Raw genomic sequence first — 17,491 nt, forward strand, 5'->3', positions numbered from 1 at the left:
CAGGCAGTTGGGCTAGTGGCCGGCGGTCTTGCCGCGCGAGATGTCCATGACCATGCGCGCCGCCAGGTAGAGCCGCGGCTCGATCGAATCGATCAGCACGTACTCGGCATCGGCCGAATGCGCGCCGAAGCCCTGCAGACCGAAGCGCTCCACCACCGGGGCCTTGGTCTGCAGCGCGGCAAAGGCCGCGTCGGTGCCGCCGCCGGCCACCTTGTCGTCCGCGCCCAGATCACGGCCCAGTTCCTTGTAGACCGCCTGCGCATGCGCGGCGAGCGCGCGCGACGCGTCCGTGGCCTCCAGCGGCGGACGGCGGCGCTCGAACTTCATCTCGACCTTGGCCTCGGGGATCAGCTGCTTCTTCACCCGCTCCTGCACCTGCTTCTCGATGCGGTCGTAGTCGCTGACCTTGAGCACCCGCACATCGGCGGCGGCGCTGGCCGAAGCCGGGATCACGTTGCGGTTGGTGCCCGACTTCGAGATGGTCCAGTTCATCTTGAGCCCGGTCGCCGGATCGGACAGGTCGCGCATCTGCAGGATCTGGTGCGAGAGCTCGTACAGCGCATTCACACCCAGCTCGGGCGCCGAGCCCGCGTGCGAGGCCTTGCCCGTGACGTTGAGCGACACCGAGGCGATGCCTGCGGTGGCCAGCGAGAGCTTGTCTTCCTTGACCGAGGCGCCTTCGTACGACATCACCACGTCGTGCTCCGCGCCGAGCCGGCTGATGAGCGCGCGCGAACCGGGCGAGCTGATTTCCTCGTCGCCGTTGATCAGTACCGTGAGCGTGCCGTATTCCTTGAAGTCCAGCGCCTTCAGCAGCGCCACCGCGTGCAGGATGACGGCCACGCCCTGCTTGTCGTCGGCAATGCCCAGGCCGTAGGCCTTGTCGCCCTCGATGCGGAAGGGCTGCTTGTTCAGCATGCCGATCTGATAGACCGTGTCCATGTGGGCGATCAGCATGATCTTCTTGCTGCCGGTGCCCTTGAAGGTGGCGCGCACCGCCTTGCCGATCTTCTCCGGCGTGTCCCCCATGCGGTAGGCCTCGGCCGTGGGGTCGACCAGCTCGACCTGGCCGCCCATCGCCTTGAGGCGCTCGGCGATCAGGTTGGCGATCTTGTCCAGGCCTTCGAGGTCGCGGCTGCCCGATTCGATGGAGACCAGCTGCTTCAGGGTTTCGAGCAGGGCAGGCTTTTCCTTGGCGGCCAGCGCGGCGATGCGCTCGTCGGGTGCGGCGCAGGCGATGCCCAGCCAGGCGGCGCAGAGGGCGCCAAGTGCGAAGGTGCGGAGGCGATGCGAGAGCTTCATTCGTTTGTCTTTCCTTGGGTTCTTTCTTCTTTCAATGGGCCTTGTCCCAATTGGGACCAAAGCCGATTTCTGCGAGCAGCGGGACCTTGAGCTCCGCCACGCCGGCCATGAGTCGCGGGATTTCGCTGCGGACCCATTCGACTTCATCCTCGGGCACCTCGAACACCAGTTCGTCATGCACCTGCATGATCATCTTCGTGCGGCGCTGCTCGGCGTCGAGCACGTCCTGCACCTTGACCATGCTGAGCTTGATCAGGTCGGCCGCCGTGCCCTGCATCGGCGCGTTGATGGCGGCGCGCTCGGCGCCGCCGCGGCGCGGGCCGTTGGGCGAGTTGATCTCGGGCAGGTAGAGGCGCCGGCCGAACACCGTCTCCACATAGCCCCGCTGCTTGGCCAGCGCCTTGGTCTCGTCCATGTAGATCTTCACGCCCGGGTAGCGGGCGAAGTAGCGGTCGATGTAGGAGGCCGCGGCCTTGGTCTCGATGCCGAGGTTGCGCGCCAGGCCGAAGCTGCTCATGCCGTAGATCAGCCCGAAGTTGATGACCTTGGCGTAGCGGCGCTGCTCGCTCGACACCTGGTCCACCGGCACGCCGAAGACCTCGGCCGCGGTCGCGCGGTGCACGTCGATGCCCTCCGTGAACGCGCGCAGCAGCGACGCGTCGCCGCTGATGTGGGCCATGATGCGCAGTTCGATCTGCGAGTAGTCGGAACTCGCGATCACGCTGCCCGCCGGCGCCACGAAGGCCTCGCGCACGCGCCGGCCTTCGGGGGTGCGGATCGGGATGTTCTGGAGGTTGGGGTCGTTGCTGGACAGCCGCCCCGTCACCGCGACCGCCTGCGCGTAGTGCGTGTGCACGCGGCCCGAGCGCGGATGCGCCAGCTGGCCCAGCTTGTCGGTGTACGTGCCCTTGAGCTTGGACAGGCCGCGGTGCTCGAGGATCTTGGCCGGCAGCGGGAAGTCCTCGGCCAGCTTCTCCAGCACCTCCTCGTCGGTGCTCGGCGCGCCGCTCGGCGTCTTCTTGATCACCGGCAGCCCCAGCTTGGTGAAGAAGACCTCGCCGATCTGCTTCGGCGAGCCCAGGTTGAAGGGCTGGCCCGCCAGCTCGTAGGCCTCCTGCTCCAGCGCCATGATGCGCTTGCCCAGCTCGTTGCTCTGGGCCGCCAGCGTGGGTGCGTCGATCAGCACGCCGTTGCGCTCGACGCGGTACAGCGTCTCGCTGGAGGCCATTTCCAGCTCGTAGACGAAGCGCAGCTTCTCGTCGGCCTGGAGCCTGGGCCAGAGCGCGAGGTGCACGTCCAGCGTCTGGTCGGAGTCCTCGCAGGCGTACTCGGCCGCCTTGTCGATCGACACCTGGCTGAACGGGATCTGGTGCGCGCCCTTGCCGCACAGGTCCTCGTAGTCGATGCCGCTGCGGCCCAGGTGGCGCTCGGCCAGGCTGGCCAGGCCGTGCGGCTTGTGCACTTCAAGCACGTAGCTCTGCAGCATGGTGTCGTGCGCGTAGCCCTGCACCTCGATGCCGTGGTTGGCAAACACATGGCGGTCGTACTTGACGTGCTGGCCCAGCTTCTTCTTCGTGCCGTCCTCCAGCCAGGGCTTGAGCTTCGCGAGCACCTCGTCGCGAGGCAGTTGCGCCGGCGCGTCGCCGTAGTTGTGCGCCAGCGGGATGTAGGCCGCCTCGCCGGGCTTGACGCTGAAGCTGATGCCCACGATCTCGGCGTACATCTCGTCCAGCGAGGTGGTCTCGGTGTCCAGCGCGACCAGCTCGGCGGCCTCGACCTTCGCCAGCCAGGTGTCGAAGAGCGCCCAGTCGAGGACCGTGTCGTAGACCAGGTTGCTGGCCTTGGCCGCGGCGTTGGCGGCCGGCTCTTCCAGCAGGCCGGTGCCGCCCTCCGGGCCGCGCTTCGCCTTGTTCTCCTCGATGAGCTCGGGCGGGACTGCATGCGCCTCCAGCGTCTTCACCAGGCTCTTGAAGCCGTACTTCTCGTAGAAGCTCTTCAATGCATCGACCTGCTGCGGGCCGATGGCGATGCCGTCGAGCGCGGGCAGCCCGGGCACATGGCCGTCGAGCTCGCAATCGGTGCGGATGGTGACAAGCCGCTTGCCCTGCGGCAGCCAGTCGAGGGCCTTGCGCAGGTTCTCGCCGGCCTGGCCCTTGACCTCGCCGGCGCGGGCGATGAGCGCATCGAGCGAGCCGTACTCCAGCAGCCACTTGGCGGCCGTCTTCGGGCCCACCTTGTCTACCCCGGGCACGTTGTCGACGCTGTCGCCGACCAGCGTCTGGTAGTCGACCATCAGGCGGGGCGGCACGCCGAACTCGGCCGTGACGCCGGCCACGTCGCGCCTCTTGCCGCTCATGGTGTCGATGATGGTGACGTGCTCGTCGACCAGCTGGCTCAGGTCCTTGTCGCCGCTGGAGACGATCACCTCCACGCCCTGGCTCGCCGCGGTGCGTGCCAGGGTGCCGATCACGTCGTCGGCCTCGATGTCGGGCACGCACAGCACCGGCCAGCCCAGGAGCTTGACGACTTCATGGATGGGCTCCACCTGGCTGCGCAGGTCATCGGGCATCGCGGAGCGGTTGGCCTTGTACTGGGGATACCACGCGTCCCTGAAAGTCTTTCCCGGCGCGTCGAAGATGCAGGCGGCGTAGTCGGCCCGCACCTCGCGGCGCAGCACCTGCAGCATGTTGATCATGCCGCGGATGGCGCCGGTCGCCGGGCTGCCGGGATCGCCCGGCACTGCGCGCAGATCGGGCATCGCGTGGAAGGCGCGGTAGAGGTAGCTCGAGCCATCCACGAGCAGCAATGTTTTCTTGTCGGTCATCGGAGCATTTTGCCGCGCCGCGTCCGAGCGCCCGCACGACGCCGAACGTCGCTGCGCGCTGACAGCGAGGCACGGGGCCGCCGCCTACAATCGCCCCATGTCTTCCACACCTCTTCTGCTTGCCCGCGGCGCCCTGCTGGCCGCGCTGGCCGGTGCCGCACCGCTGGCCGCCGTTCATGCCCAGAGCGCGCCGCCGCCCGCCGAGGCCCAGGCCGCGCCCGAGCCGCCGCGCCGCAATCAGAAGATCGAGCACATCCACGTCGAAGATTCCGGTGCGCGCGTCGACGAGGTGCGCTACGGCGGCCAGACCCAGAGCATCACGGTCCAGCCGAAGGCGAACGTGCCCTCGTACGAGGTGCTGCCCAACAACACCGGGCGCGACCGGCAGGGCCAGTCCGAGACCGGCGGCGGCAACGGCAACGGCGCGCGCGTCTGGAACGTGCTCAAGTTCTGAGCACGGGCGGCCGTGGCGGTCTTTACCGAAGTCGGGTTCGACGAAGCCGATGCGCTGGTCCAGCGCCTCGGCCTGGGCCCGCTGGCCGCGCTGCGAGGCATCGAGGGCGGCATCGAGAACACCAACTACTTCGCCAGCACCGCGTCGGGCGAATTCGTCCTGACGCTGTTCGAGCGCCTGGGGCCGCAGCAGCTGCCCTACTACCTGTGCCTGATGAAGCATCTGGCCTCGCGCGGCATCCCGGTGCCCGGGCCGGTCGCCGACCCGGCAATCGAGCCGCTCGGCGGACATCCTCTCTCCGTCCCGGCCAATGCGCCCTGCGAGTTCCTGCACCGGGTCGCGGGCAAGCCGGCGGCGCTGGTGCAACGGCTCGCAGGCAAGAGCGAGCTGTCCCCCACCGCAGCGCACTGCGCCGAGCTGGGTCGTCTCCTGGCGCGCATGCACCAGGCGGCGCGCGACTTTCCCCGCATCCAGCCCAACCTGCGCGGCCTGGCCTGGTGGAACGACACCGCGCCGGTGGTGCTGCCCCACCTCGAAGCACCGCAGGCCGCGCTGCTGAAGAGCGAGCTGGCCTACCAGAACCACATCGCCCAATCCTCGGCCTACGCGGCGCTGCCGCGCGGCCCGGTGCACGCGGACCTGTTCCGAGACAACACCATGTTCGCCGTCGACGGCGACTCCCCGCGCCTGACGGGCGTGTTCGACTTCTACTTCGCCGGCACCGACACCTGGCTGTTCGACCTGGCGGTGTGCCTCAACGACTGGGCCATCGATCTGCCCACCGGCCGGCACGACGCCGTACGCGCCGACGCGCTGCTGGCCGCGTACGGTACCGTGCGGCCGCTGACGGGTGCCGAGCGAGCCCTGCTGCCCGCGATGCTGCGCGCCGCGGCCCTGCGCTTCTGGATCTCGCGGCTGTGGGACTTCCACCTGCCACGCGAGGCGAGCATGCTCAAGCCCCATGACCCGACCCACTTCGAGCGCGTGCTGCGCGAACGCTCGCGGGCGCCGGCCACCCCCTTGTCTTCTTGCATCGCCGTCGGCGAGCCGCAGGCCGCCTGAGGCTTGTTGAGCCCCGGCCTCCATCCATGAAACTGAACCTCGTGCCGGCACGTACCGGCGCCGAATGGGTCCGCCTCGGGCTCAAGACCTTCTGGCGGCAGCCGCTGGCCTTCATTTCGCTCTTCTTCCTGTTCATGGCCTCGATCTCGATCGCCTCGCAGCTGCCGCTCATCGGCAGCGTGCTGGCCCCGATCCTGCTGCCCTTCATGACGCTGGGGCTGATGGTCGCCACCTCGGTCGCCTATGCCAACGACCGGCAGAAGCCGGCCGCGCCGGCCATGTTCGCGGCCGCTGCCGAGGCGGTGCGCAACGAGTGGCGGCCAATGGTCGTGCTGGGCCTGATCTCGGCCGCCTATTTCGTCCTGGCAGTGGGCGTCTCGGCCCTGTTGGACGACGGGCAGCTGGCGCGCGCCTACCTGCTCGACGAGACGCTCTCGCCCGAGGTGATGGCCAGCAGCGACTTCCAGACCGCGCGCCTGTTCGTGATGGTGCTCAACCTGCCGCTCTCGCTCGCCATGTGGCATGCGCCGGCACTGGTGCACTGGCATCACGTCGAACCGGTGAAGAGCCTGTTCTTCAGCCTGGTCGCGTTGTTCCGCAACTTCGGCGCCTACGCGATGTTCTGCCTTTCGTGGTTCGGCGTGTTCTTGGTCGCGGGCATCGCCATCGGGCTGGTGGCCACGGTGCTGGTCGGTGTCGGCGCCGTCGGCATGGGCGGTGGCGCCTCGGCCATCGGCAGCGCGCTGATGATCGGAAGCGCCCTGGTGCTGGCGGCCATGTCGCTGAGCTCGACCTGGTTCACCTTCAGGGACAGCTTCCAGGCGGATTGAGTACGGGAACGAAAGCGGAACTCAGAGGACGCGAAGGCTTCTTTCCGCTCCCGCACTAAACCGGCGTCAGCTTCGCCACCGACAGCGCCAGCCACTTGACGCCGTGGCGCGGAAAGTTGATCTGCGCCCGTGCATCGTCGCCGCTGCCCTCCAGCGCAAGCACGGTGCCCTCGCCGAACTTGTTGTGGAAGACCTGCATGCCCGAACGCAGGCCATGCGAAGGCGCGGCCTTCTGCGGTGGCACGGGTGGGCTGGCGAAGTTCTCCTTGCTGCCGTAGCTGGCGCCGCGCGTGCTCGCGTAGCCCCCACCGTAGCCAAAGGCCGAGGGCGTGAAGCCCTGGTTCTTCGGCGTCAGCCACTTGAGCGCGGACTCGGGCAGTTCGTCGAAGAAGCGGCTCTTGAGGTTGTAGCGGGTCTGGCCGTGCAGCATGCGGGTCTGCGAATGGCTCAGGTACAGGCGCTGGCGCGCGCGCGTGATGGCCACGTACATCAGCCGGCGTTCCTCCTCCAGGCTTTCGTGGTCCGACAGCGAGTTCTCGTGCGGAAAGAGGCCCTCCTCCATGCCGGTGATGAACACGCAGTCAAACTCCAGGCCCTTGGCCGCATGCACGGTCATCAGCTGCACCGCGTCCTGCCCGGCCTGCGCCTGGTTGTCGCCCGATTCCAGCGCGGCGTGGGTCAGAAAGGCGGCCAGCGGGCTCATGGTCTCGCCGGTCTCGGCGTCCGGCGCTAGCGGCTCGTCGGTGACCGGCAGGTTCGGGTCGAGCCCCTGGCTGGCCGGCGACTGGCGCAGCTCGTCCACCGGCATCGCCACCGCGTCGCGCCCGAAGCCCTCCTGCGTGACGAAGCTCTCGGCCGCGTTGACCAGTTCCTCCAGGTTCTCGATGCGGTCGGCGCCTTCGCGCTCGCTGCGGTAGTGCTCGACCAGGCCGCTGTGCTGCAGCACCAGCTCGATGATCTCGCGCAGCGACAGACCCTGGGTCTGCTCGCGCAGCACGTCGATCTTGGCCACGAAGGCCGACAGGTTGGCACCGGCCTTGCCGCCGACAGCGGCGACTGCGTCGTGCAGCGATCGGCCCGCGGCACGGGCGGCGTCCTGCAACTGCTCGATGCTGCGCGCGCCAATGCCGCGCGGCGGGAAGTTGACGATGCGCAGGAAGCTGGTGTCGTCGTCCTTGTTCTCCAGCAACCGCAGGTAGGCCAGCGCGTGCTTGATCTCGGCGCGCTCGAAGAAGCGCAGGCCGCCGTACACGCGGTAGGGCACGGCGGCATTGAAGAGCGCGGTCTCGATGACGCGGCTCTGCGCGTTGCTGCGGTAGAGCACCGCCATCTCCTTGCGCTCGATGCCGTCGCGCACGAGTTGACGCATCTCCTCGACCATCCACTGCGCCTCGGCGAAGTCGCTGGTGGATTCGTAGACGCGCACCGGCTCGCCGGGGCCCTGGTCGGTGCGCAGGTTCTTGCCCAGCCGCTTCTTGTTGTGGCTGATCAGCGCGTTGGCCGAGTCGAGGATGTTGCTGTAGCTGCGGTAATTCTGCTCCAGCTTGATCTGGTGCGTGACCTCGAACTCCCGCACGAAGTCCGCCATGTTGCCCACGCGCGCGCCGCGGAAGGCGTAGATGCTCTGGTCGTCGTCGCCCACCGCGAGCACGCTGTTGTCGCCGGGCACGAAGCGGCCCTCCACCGTCTGGCCTGCCAGCATCTTGATCCAGGCGTATTGCAGGCGGTTGGTGTCCTGGAACTCGTCGATGAGGATGTGGCGGAAGCGCCGCTGGTAGTGCTCGCGCACCGGGTCGTTGTCGCGCAGCAACTCGTAGCTGCGGAGCATCAGCTCGCCGAAGTCGACCACGCCTTCCCGCTGACACTGCTCCTCGTAGAGCTGATAGAGCTCGACCTTCTTGCGGTCGTCTTCACTGCGGGCCTCGACGTCGCGCGGGCGCAAGCCGTCTTCCTTGGCGCCTGCGATGAACCACTGGGTCTGCTTGGCCGGGAAGCGCTCCTCGTCGACGTTGAACTGCTTCATCAGCCGCTTGATGGCCGAGAGCTGGTCCTGGGTGTCGAGGATCTGGAAGGTGGAAGGCAGCCCGGCCAGTTTCCAGTGCGCGCGCAGGAAACGGTTGCACAGGCCATGGAAGGTGCCGATCCACATGCCGCGCACGTTGACGGGCAGCATGGCGGTGAGCCGCGCCATCATCTCCTTCGCCGCCTTGTTGGTGAAGGTGACGGCCAGGATGCCGCCAGGCGAAACCTGGCCGGTCTGCAGCAGCCAGGCGATGCGGGTGGTCAGGACGCGGGTCTTGCCGGAGCCAGCGCCGGCGAGGATCAGGGCGTTGCCGGCGGGCAGCGTGACGGCGGCGAGCTGCTCGGGGTTGAGGTTTTGCAGCAAGGGGGAGGCGGGCGCGGGGTCGTCGAACAGCATGGTGCATTGTAGGAAGCGTGGTCTTGCAGGGCTCTCGGCGGGCTATCCCGCGGATCGCAGGGCAGATGGAACAGGTTCCGGCGGATCGTTACTCATCTCGCACAGGGTGGCGCGCATTGCGGGAGCCGTGCGGTTGATTCGTAAGCTGGCCAGTTAGGCGGACATCTACGCCACGACGCGACCAAAAAGGCCCGGCGTGTTGAAGCACGGATGGAACCAGCTGATGGGCCGCACCGAAACCCGCAAGCGCGCAGCGAACCAGGCCGGAGATCTGATCAAAGCCAAAGTCAAACAGGTTGCGGGCGCTGAACAGGCTCCGGGCATGGACAAAATGCTCACACGAGTGAGCAGCCAGATCTCGAAATGGGGTTCCGTCAATGCAAAGGACCTCCACCAACTGCTCGACGCCATCAAGGACGTGGAGAAGGCCAATGCTGCAAAGGAAGAACAACAGCGATGTGACATGGCCGTCAAGGGTGCCGCTCAGTTCGTCGTGGCAAGTGCCAGGCTTGACGTCCTGGGGCTGCCCCTAAAAGTGCTTGCGCCCGCGTTCAGGAAAAAATCAGCTTCCGATTTCCGGGCCTTCATCCTGGAAGCGAGCCGCGGCGACGAGAGCCCGCCCAACTATGCATTGGCCCGTGCGTTCGCCGAGCAATGGATCGAAGCCTCGCCGAAGGATGTGAACTGTGACGAAGAACCCGACATCTGATCGACAGCCTTGTGAAGTTGATGATGCGTGGCTGCAAGATGGACGTGACACCTGCCGTTGAGCAACCGCTCCAAGAGTGCACGCACGTTGAGGACGGAAAGTTCGAGCGCCCCGATGGCACGCTCTTCTCGCGCAAAACCCTCTTGGGCGCTGGAGGAACGCGGCAACGTTTCTCTACAGGTCCGAGGACGGGAAGGAAGTGGCGGTCAAGGAATTTAAAGCTGACGCTGAGCTGTCACGATTGCCTGGGGCGAAGGCGGAAGCCAAGATACACGACCGGGCACAGATGGAAGGAAATCATGTGGTCGACTCGTCCGACTACACCGCTCCAGAAATGATACGGGCACGGAACCAAAGCACATTGGTGACCGAGAGGGCCGCTATATGGTCACTGGGCGTGATGCTGTTTAAGATCACTAAACGTGTCATGCCCTTCCCTGCAAACGAATGGGTTTCAGAGTCCTTCAGCCTTATTCTCGATTTCGCCGAGAAGGGCTGGGTCGCTCGATTCAAGCAACTCGGATTGGACCCAACGGACAGACTGCATCAGCTTATCGGCGAGATGCTCGATCCGGATCCCCTGAAGCGGCCTTCGGCCCAAGCGGTTCTCGCGCATCCTTCGATCGCAAGTCACGCCGGTTGAGGCGGCCACGCGCGGGCGCCGCGTCGAGGCTTATTGGCCCTCATGCATGGACGGTATTCGCACAACTGTTCGCAACCGACCCGCCGCGCTACTAAACTCGCTCACCGGGCCCAAGTTTCTTGCGCCCGGTTTTTTACGCGCGCTTCCTATTAGCGGGACGCGTCCGAAAGCCGGCCAGACCAAGCGCTCATTCGTTCATCAACGACGACCTTCCCAGGAGCTTGGTTCCATGCAGATCTTCGACTACGACAACATCCTCCTCCTGCCGCGCAAATGCGTGGTGGAAAGCCGTTCCGAGTGCGACGCCAGCGTCACGCTGGGCAGCCGCACCTTCCGCATCCCGACAGTGCCCGCCAACATGAAGACAGTGGTCGACGAGACCATCTGCACCTGGCTCGCCGAGAACGGCTACTTCTACGTGATGCACCGCTTCGACCTCGACAACGTGCAGTTCGTGAAGGACATGCACGCCAAGGGCGTCTTCGCCTCCATCTCGCTGGGCGTCAAGAAGCCGGACTACGAGACGGTGGACCTCCTGGCCGCCGAGGGCCTGGCGCCCGAGTACATCACCATCGACATCGCGCACGGCCACGCCGACACGGTGAAGAACATGATCGCCTACCTCAAGAAGAAGCTGCCCAAGGCCTTCGTGATCGCGGGCAACGTGGGCACGCCCGAGGCGGTGATCGACCTCGAGAACTGGGGCGCCGACGCGACCAAGGTCGGCATCGGCCCGGGCAAGGTCTGCATCACCAAGCTCAAGACCGGCTTCGGCACGGGCGGCTGGCAGCTGTCGGCGCTCAAGTGGTGCGGCCGGGTGGCGACCAAGCCCATCATTGCCGACGGCGGCATCCGCGACCACGGCGACATCGCCAAGAGCATCCGCTTCGGTGCGTCGATGGTGATGATCGGCTCGCTGTTCGCCGGCCACGAGGAGTCGCCGGGCAGGACGGTGGAAGTCGACGGCGCGCTCTTCAAGGAGTACTACGGCTCGGCCAGCGACTTCAACAAAGGCGAGTACAAGCACGTCGAGGGCAAGCGCATTCTGGAGCCGATCAAGGGCAAGCTGGCCGACACGCTGGTCGAGATGGAGCAGGACATCCAGAGCTCCATCAGCTACGCGGGCGGGCGCAAGCTCATGGATATCCGCAAGGTCAACTACGTCACGCTGGGCGGCGACAACGCAGGCGAGCACCTGCTGATGTAAGAGGGCGGCCGCGCCGGGGCCTCTCGATTCTGGTTAGAATTCGCCCTGCGTTGGGGGGGTAGCTCAGCTGGGAGAGCGCCGCGTTCGCAATGCGGAGGTCGTGAGTTCGATCCTCATCCTCTCCACCAACTTTTCTCATGAGGCCTCGGCATCCGCCGGGGCCTTTTTGCTTTGGGGCCTTTCAGGCGTCCAGCGTCAGGTGCTGGCCGTGCAGCGCCGCAGCCGCGGGCGAGGCCAGGAAGCCGATGGTCTGGGCCGCCACGGTCGTCGAGACCCAGCTCTCGGGCTGGGCGTTGGGCATGGCCTGGCGGTTGGCCGGCGTGTCCAGCACGCTGGGGGCGATGCTGTTCACCGTGATCCCATGCGGCGCCAGTTCGGCAGCCGAGGCCTCGACGAGGCGCTGCAGCGCGCTCTTCGACGCGATGTAGGCCGCCATGGCCGCAGTGCCGCGCGCCGCGCCCTTGGCCGTGACGGCGATCACGCTGCCGGCCTTGCGCTCGATCATCGAGGGCACCAGCGCCTGCGAGACCGCGACGAAGGACCAGGCGTTCAGTTCCATCATGCGATCCCAGGCCGTGCGGCTCAGCCCGTGCACCGGTTCGCCCATCTCGAAGCCGCCGGCGATGTGCACCAGCGCATCGACCTGCTTGAACGCTGCCAGGATGCGCCGCCCGGCCTCGCCCATAGCGTCGGTCGACGTCACGTCCGCCTCGAGCAACAGATGTTGCGAGTTGTCGAGTCCGGGAAACACGTTGACCAGGTGCTCCATGCGATGGTCCAGCAGGGCCACCCGGGCACCCTGGTCCAGGAAGTGCTGCACGACGGCGCGGCCCAGGGCGCCGGCGGCGCCTGTCACCACGACGTGGCGGGAGGTGTTGGGGTCGATCATTTCGCGGCTCCTTGTTCGGGGCAGGCATCGTAACGCCGCGGCCACGCAGGAAACGTGCATCATTGCCCCTTCCCCCTCCCTCTCCTCTTCCCCTTTCACTGCACCGGAGACATGTCATGAAAGAAGTAGTTGTTGTCAGCGGCGTTCGCACGGCGATCGGTACCTTCGGCGGCGCGCTCAAGGACGTGCCGCCCACGCGGCTTGCCGCGCTGGTGACCAAGGAAGCGCTCGCGCGCGCCCAGGTCGACGGCAAGGACGTGGGCCATGTGGTCTTCGGCCACGTGGTCAATACCGAGCCGCGCGACATGTACATGGCTCGCGTGGCGGCCATCGAGGGCGGTTGCGCCCAGGAGACGCCTGCGCTCACCGTCAACCGCCTCTGCGGCTCGGGCCTGCAGGCGATCGTGAGCGCGGCGCAGAGCATCCAGCTCGGCGACGCGAAGGTAGCCGTCGGCGGCGGCGCCGAGAGCATGAGCCGCGCTCCGCTGTCTTCGCTCACCGCGCGCTGGGGCGTGCGCATGGGCGACATGAAGCTGGTGGACATGATGATCGGCGCGCTACACGACCCCTTCGAGAACATCCACATGGGCGTCACGGCCGAGAACGTGGCCAAGAAGTGGAACATCAGCCGCGAAACGCAGGACCAGACCGCGCTGACCAGCCACCAGCGTGCGCAGAAGGCGATCGAGGGCGGCTACTTCAAGAGCCAGATCGTCCCGGTGCCGCTGCCGAGCCGCAAGGGCCCGACGCAGTTCGACACCGACGAGCACGTGCGCTTCGACGCGAAGATGGAAGACATGGCCAAGCTCAAGCCCGCCTTCCTGAAGGAGAACGGCACGGTGACGGCCGGCAATGCCTCCGGCATCAACGACGCCGCCGCGGCCGTGGTGCTGATGGAGAAGGGGGAGGCGGCGCGCCGCGGCCTGAAGCCGATGGCGCGCATCGTGGCCTACGCCTTCGCCGGCGTCGACCCGAACTACATGGGCATCGGGCCCGTGCCGGCCTCGCGCAAGGCGCTGGAGAAGGCAGGCCTCAAGGCTTCGGACATGGACGTGATCGAGGCCAACGAGGCCTTTGCCGCGCAGGCCTGCGCGGTCTCGCAGGACCTCGGCCTCGACCCAGCGAAGGTGAACCCCAACGGCTCCGGCATCTCCCTCGGCCACCCGATCGGCGCCACCGGCGCGCTGATCACCGTCAAGGCGCTGTACGAGCTGGAGCGCATCCAGGGCCGATACGCGCTGGTGACCATGTGCATCGGCGGCGGGCAGGGCATCGCCTGCATCTTCGAACGCGCCTGAGCCGAGGGCGCATTCATTCTTGCTATAATCTTTGGATTGCCTGAATGACAGCGATGTCGATCAGGGGCTCTTAGCTCAGTTGGTAGAGCAGCGGACTCTTAATCCGTAGGTCGAGTGTTCGAGTCACTCAGGGCCCACCAAAATTACCGCGCCAACGCTGAAAAGCCCGCCATCCAAAGATGGCGGGCTTTTTTCTTTGGAGGCGGTTTGGGCGGGCGTCCTCAGTCCGCCGTCGCGCCGCGGGCAATATGCCCGCGTCTCCTGTCCGGCCGCAACCGGCCTCAGGCGGCCATGATCGACACGGCCTTGGTGTTGAGATAGGCCTCCATCGCCTCCGGGCCGCCCTCGGAGCCGTAGCCCGAGTCCTTGACGCCGCCGAAGGGCATCTCCGGCGAAGGCGCGGCCGGCTGGTTGATCCACAGCATGCCGACCTCGAGTTGCTGCGACAGCAGGTGCGTGTTCTTGAACGAGCGCGTGAAGGCATAGCCCGCCAGGCCGAAGGGCAGGCGGTTGGCCTCGGCGATGGCTTCCTCCAGCGTGTCGAAGCCGCGGATGGCAGCGACCGGGCCGAACGGCTCGTTGTTGAACACGTCGGCTTCCAGCGGCACGTCGGTCAGCACGGTGGGGGCGAAGAAATTGCCGACCGAACCGATGCGCTCGCCACCGGTCGCGACTTTCGCGCCCTTGCTCCGTGCGTCGTCCAGGACCTGGGCCATGGCCGTGAGGCGGCGCGCATTGGCCAGCGGCCCGAGGGTCGTGCCCTCGGCCAGGCCGTCGCCCAGCTTGAGGCCTTCGGCATGCTTGACCAGCGCTTGCGCGAATTCGGCCTTGATGCTGTTGTGCACCAGGAAGCGCGTCGGCGAGATGCACACCTGCCCAGCGTTGCGGAACTTGGCGCCGCCCGCGGCCTTGACGGCCAGGGCGACGTCGGCATCGTCCGCGACGATCACCGGCGCGTGGCCGCCCAGTTCCATCGTGGCGCGCTTCATGTGCTGGCCGGCCAGGGCGGCGAGCTGCTTGCCCACCGGGGTGGAGCCGGTGAAGGTGACCTTGCGGATGATCGGATGCGCGATCAGGTAGCTGGAGATCTCGGCGGGGTTGCCGAACACCAGGCCCACCGTGCCGGGCGGCACGCCGGCGTCGACGAAGGCCTGCAGCAGGGCCGCGGGCGAGGCCGGCGTCTCTTCGGGCGCCTTCGCCAGGAAGGAGCAGCCGGTGGCCAGCGCGGCACCCAGCTTGCGCACGACCTGGTTGATGGGGAAGTTCCAGGGCGTGAAGGCGGCCACGGGCCCGACCGGCTCCTTGATCACCAGTTGCTGCGCCGCCAGGTTGCGCGATGGCACGATGCGCCCGTAGACGCGGCGGCCTTCGTCGGCGAACCATTCGATGATGTCGGCGCCTGCGAGCACCTCGACGCGCGCCTCGGCGAAGGGCTTGCCCTGCTCCAGCGTCAGCAGGCGGGCGATCTCGGGCGCGCGCTCGCGCAGCAGGCCGGCGGCCTTGCGCATGGTGGCCGCGCGCTCGTTGGCAGGGATCTTGCGCCAGGCCTGGAAGCCGCGCTGCGCGGCCTCCAACGCACGGTCCAGGTCGGCGATGCCGGCGTGCGCGACCTTGCCGATGGGCTTGCCGGTGGCCGGGTTGACGACGTCCAGGGTCTTGCCGCTCGCGGCGTCGCACCATTCGCCATTGATCAGGAGGCGGGTGTCAACGTAGCTCGATGTGCTCATGTCGGTCCTTGGGTTCTTTCAGGGGGATGTTGATGCCGGATTCGGACGGGAGCGGGCGCGAGGCCGTCCCGTGCGCCATTGTCGCCCGACGCGGCGGGTCGCCCCCGCGAGCGGGGCAAAGCCCCTCGCGCCTGGCCTCCACATGGAGGTCGCGGACGCAAAAAAGCCCGCCTCGGGGGAGGCGGGCTTTGCAGGAAGATCGACGCTTCAGCGGCTCGGCTTGAAGGCGCGGCGCTGCCCGTCGCGGGGCACGAAGGACTTGGCGCCACCGTGCGCGCCGCCGTGGCCGCGAGGGGTACCAGCGCCAGCGCCGGCGCGCGGCGCGCTGTCACCCCAGCCCGGCTTTCGGCCGTAGCTACCGGCCTCGTCACGGCCCCTGCCCTGCGCCTGGCCCGGGGCCTGGCTCTGGAAGCCACGCGAAGGCGCGTGGCTGCGCGGCGCCGGGCCGCGATCATTGAAGCCGCTGGCATTCGCATAGCCGGCGCGCGGGCCGCCGAACTTGCGGTCGCGCGAATGGTTCTCGCGGTTCTCGCGGCCGCGGCCGCCGAAGTCGCCCGGCGGACGACCCTGCGGGAAGCGCTGCTGCGGCTCCAGGCCGGGGATCACCTCGGCCGTGAAGGGCTGGCGGCTGTAGGCCTCGATGTCGAAGATCTTGCGGCGATCGCGGAACTCGGCAAAGGTCACGGCCAGGCCGTCGCGCCCGGCCCGGCCGGTGCGGCCGATACGGTGCGTATAGTCCTCCGCCTTCATCGGCAGGCCGAAGTTGAAGACGTGGGTGATGGTCGGCACGTCGATGCCGCGCGCGGCCACGTCGGTGGCCACCAGGATCTGCACCTGGCCCTGACGCAGCGCCATCAGCCGGCGATTGCGCAGGCCCTGGCTCAGCGCGCCGTGGAGCGCCACGGCGCTGAAACCGCCCTGCTGCAGGTCGGCGGCGAGGCCGTCGCATTCCACCTGCGTGCTGCAGAAGACGATGGCCTGGTTGATGCTGGTGTCGCGGAGCCAATGGTCGAGCAGCTTGCGCTTGTGCTGAGCGTTGTCGCTCCAGAACAGCACCTGCTTGATGTTGACGTGCTTCTCCTGGGGGGTATCGATGGTCACGCGCTGCGGCTCGCGCATCACGCGCTGCGCCAGTTGCTGGATGCGCGACGCGAAAGTGGCGCTGAACATCATGGTCTGCTGGCGCTCGATGGTGAGCTGGTTGATCTCGGCCAGGTCGTCGGCAAAGCCGAGGTCGAGCATCCGGTCGGCCTCGTCGACCACCAGGAACTTGACCTGGTCGAGCTTGATCTGCATCGAGCGCTGCAGGTCCAGCAACCGGCCAGGCGTGGCGACCACGAGATCGGCGTTCTGCAGGCGGGCGATCTGCAGCTGATAGGGCATGCCGCCAACCACATTGGCGATACGCAGACCGCGGCAGTGCTTCACCAGGTCGATCGCGTCGTGCGCCACCTGCTGGGCCAACTCGCGCGTGGGGCACAGCACCAGTGCGCCGGGGGTGGCGGCCTTGAAGTGGCGCGGGTTGGTCGGGTCCTTGCGCTTGCTCTTCTTGGACGGCGCTTCACCGCGGGCAGCGGCCTCTGCGGCTTGGCGCTGGTGCTCGGCCTTCGCGGCGGCCGCGGCTTCGGCCTGGCGCTGCAGCAGCGTGTGCAGCACGGGCAGCAGGAAGGCGGCGGTCTTGCCGCTGCCGGTCTGGCTGGAGACCATCAGGTCGACGAAGCGGGCGGCACCGTCGGTCCCGCCGATGGCGCCCATGGCGCGGGGAATCGCCTGCGCCTGCACGGCGGTCGGCTGGGTGAAGCCGAGGTCCTCGACGGCGGCGATCAGTTCGCTGGCCAGGCCCATCTGGACGAAGCCGTTGGGCTGCTTCGTCTCGGCAGGTGCGACGGCGTCGAGTGCCTCGAGCACTTCGGAAGCCTCGGTGTGGGGGATGGAAGTCGATTCGCCGCGAACAGCGGCGAAGTCATCGGATTGCACAGGCACGAACTCGCCCTGCGCTTCAAAAGCGTCGGTCATTGAAAAATCCAAGTGCGGGCGCCGCCGTGAGCGGCACCCCGTCGGGTGGCGAAAACATCAACCATCCAACGACATTTCAGCCTGGGCTTTCGCCTGGGCTGCGGCCCATTC

The 17,491-nt window shown here is 67.3% G+C and carries 13 protein-coding genes and 2 tRNA genes; 9 read left to right on the top strand and 6 right to left on the bottom strand.

Annotated elements, in window-relative coordinates:
• Positions 1-12 precede the first annotated feature (12 nt).
• Both E5P3_RS23030 and polA read right to left on the bottom strand, forming a co-directional pair.
• Positions 13-1,302, bottom strand: a complete 1,290-nt coding sequence (locus E5P3_RS23030; RefSeq protein ID WP_162588075.1) for a M20/M25/M40 family metallo-hydrolase — start codon at positions 1,300-1,302, stop codon at positions 13-15.
• 31 nt (positions 1,303-1,333) lie between these two features.
• Entirely contained in the window at positions 1,334-4,126 is a 2,793-nt protein-coding gene (gene polA, locus E5P3_RS23035; protein WP_162588076.1) for a DNA polymerase I, read from the bottom strand.
• A gap of 97 nt (positions 4,127-4,223) precedes the next feature.
• Here polA and E5P3_RS23040 point away from each other — a divergent pair, with 97 nt between their 5' ends.
• Genes E5P3_RS23040 through E5P3_RS23050 form a run of 3 tightly spaced genes read left to right on the top strand, consistent with a single transcriptional unit; the run spans position 4,224 to position 6,472 of the window.
• Entirely contained in the window at positions 4,224-4,580 is a 357-nt protein-coding gene (locus tag E5P3_RS23040) for a hypothetical protein (RefSeq protein WP_162588077.1), read from the top strand.
• Between the two features lie 12 nt (positions 4,581-4,592).
• Positions 4,593-5,642, top strand: a complete 1,050-nt coding sequence (locus E5P3_RS23045) for a homoserine kinase (RefSeq protein ID WP_162588078.1) — start codon at positions 4,593-4,595, stop codon at positions 5,640-5,642.
• Between the two features lie 26 nt (positions 5,643-5,668).
• Entirely contained in the window at positions 5,669-6,472 is an 804-nt protein-coding gene (locus E5P3_RS23050) for a BPSS1780 family membrane protein (protein WP_162588079.1), read from the top strand.
• A 55-nt stretch (positions 6,473-6,527) separates the two neighbouring features.
• Here the strand turns inward: E5P3_RS23050 and E5P3_RS23055 are convergent, their stop codons facing one another.
• Positions 6,528-8,891 carry a UvrD-helicase domain-containing protein gene (locus E5P3_RS23055; protein ID WP_162588080.1) on the bottom strand — a complete coding sequence of 788 codons (2,364 nt, stop codon included), beginning with the start codon at positions 8,889-8,891 and terminating at the stop codon, positions 6,528-6,530.
• A gap of 223 nt (positions 8,892-9,114) precedes the next feature.
• Between E5P3_RS23055 and E5P3_RS23060 the strand changes: the two genes are divergently transcribed.
• From E5P3_RS23060 to E5P3_RS23075, 4 genes are all read left to right on the top strand, one after another.
• Positions 9,115-9,600, top strand: a complete 486-nt coding sequence (locus E5P3_RS23060) for a hypothetical protein (protein ID WP_162588081.1) — start codon at positions 9,115-9,117, stop codon at positions 9,598-9,600.
• Positions 9,601-9,799: 199 nt separating this feature from the next.
• Positions 9,800-10,243: a protein kinase domain-containing protein gene (locus E5P3_RS23065; protein ID WP_162588082.1), complete on the top strand. Its 444-nt coding sequence runs from the start codon at positions 9,800-9,802 to the stop codon at positions 10,241-10,243.
• A gap of 229 nt (positions 10,244-10,472) precedes the next feature.
• Positions 10,473-11,450, top strand: coding sequence for a GMP reductase (locus tag E5P3_RS23070; protein WP_162588083.1), 978 nt, complete (start codon positions 10,473-10,475; stop codon positions 11,448-11,450).
• A 52-nt stretch (positions 11,451-11,502) separates the two neighbouring features.
• Positions 11,503-11,578 (top strand) — tRNA-Ala (locus E5P3_RS23075).
• Positions 11,579-11,631: 53 nt separating this feature from the next.
• Here E5P3_RS23075 and E5P3_RS23080 read toward each other — a convergent pair.
• Positions 11,632-12,339, bottom strand: a complete 708-nt coding sequence (locus E5P3_RS23080) for an SDR family NAD(P)-dependent oxidoreductase (RefSeq protein ID WP_162588084.1) — start codon at positions 12,337-12,339, stop codon at positions 11,632-11,634.
• Between the two features lie 116 nt (positions 12,340-12,455).
• Between E5P3_RS23080 and bktB the strand changes: the two genes are divergently transcribed.
• A complete protein-coding gene (gene bktB, locus E5P3_RS23085; RefSeq protein WP_162588085.1) occupies positions 12,456-13,637 on the top strand; it encodes a beta-ketothiolase BktB in 1,182 nt (393 codons plus the stop codon).
• A gap of 64 nt (positions 13,638-13,701) precedes the next feature.
• Positions 13,702-13,777: transfer RNA gene (locus tag E5P3_RS23090), tRNA-Lys, on the top strand.
• A gap of 141 nt (positions 13,778-13,918) precedes the next feature.
• Here E5P3_RS23090 and E5P3_RS23095 read toward each other — a convergent pair.
• On the bottom strand, positions 13,919-15,364 hold the full coding sequence (locus E5P3_RS23095) for an NAD-dependent succinate-semialdehyde dehydrogenase (protein WP_162588086.1): 1,446 nt from the start codon (positions 15,362-15,364) through the stop codon (positions 13,919-13,921).
• A gap of 207 nt (positions 15,365-15,571) precedes the next feature.
• Positions 15,572-17,380 (bottom strand): DEAD/DEAH box helicase, encoded by a 1,809-nt coding sequence (locus E5P3_RS23100; RefSeq protein WP_162588087.1) that lies wholly within the window; start codon positions 17,378-17,380, stop codon positions 15,572-15,574.
• Between the last annotated feature and the right edge of the window lie 111 nt (positions 17,381-17,491).

The organism is Variovorax sp. RA8, assembly GCF_901827175.1.
Taxonomy (GTDB): Bacteria; Pseudomonadota; Gammaproteobacteria; order Burkholderiales; family Burkholderiaceae_C; genus Variovorax.